The organism is Pseudaeromonas pectinilytica, from assembly GCF_054780855.1.
This window is the reverse complement of the sequence record NZ_BAAGVN010000181.1, coordinates 1-853: the sequence shown is the minus strand read 5'-3', so window position 1 is coordinate 853 and position 853 is coordinate 1. Positions and strand designations below refer to the sequence as shown.

Here is an 853-nt window from a genome sequence, read left to right as displayed (position 1 = left end):
TGTTTCTGGCCATGATTTAACCCTCCAGAACAGAACCCTTTAAGTGTAGTCCTGAAGGGCTGAATCATGGTGGTAATCAGGAATCATCTTGTACTGCTTAAAAAATGTTCGCGATCTCGCCCTGATTGCCGACCAGAGCCATCATTATTAAAAGGCAATATTTCATCACTCCCATACGCAGCAACAAATATATTATTTTTCAACTCTAGATCCACATTTAAACGCCATGATGGATATATCATCGCCACACCAACAAGTGTATTATTATACATTGTGATACGAAAGTCAGACATAAACTCACCATCCATTAGTGCCATATGTGGATTACTTTCATTTACAATAATGTTGTTTTGTATGCGCTGATCCTTTTTAATGGAAAATAGCTGATTAACATAATTACTAATTGTTATCTTATTCCCATCCACTACCGGTGATATAATAACACCATCTGAAATCTGGGAGCTACTTTTTATAAAAATATTGCATCGCTTTATACTATTCCCGGCATAAATAGAGGCGGGTGCTGGAGCATTGATGGTTAGTCCATCCAGTACATCTGCATATATAGAATAGGATCTGTAGGGCGGCAAATAAGAACCAGAGCTTGGTTCATATAGCCACAACTGACTGTCTGAACTACCTTTTATGGTAAATCCCGCAACATAACCACCATGCACCACACCAACATAAATACCATCCGGAATAGTATATTCTAATTGTCCTTGCCGCTGAGCATTCAATATTCCTTGGTTGATGACGGAGGTGTCATGACCCAGGGCGAGATCGTGAACGTTTTATAACCAATATCAAGTCTTGATTGACGTAAATCTCCACCTGTGATCATATGCTTCCT

1 protein-coding gene is annotated in these 853 nt (G+C 39.2%); it reads right to left on the bottom strand.

Translation table 11 applies throughout. The annotated features are described in order from the left end of the window. Positions 1-83: 83 nt before the first annotated feature. Complete coding sequence (locus ACYVG7_RS10090; RefSeq protein WP_460882995.1) at positions 84-740, bottom strand: hypothetical protein; 657 nt, start codon at positions 738-740, stop codon at positions 84-86. Positions 741-853: the final 113 nt, after the last annotated feature.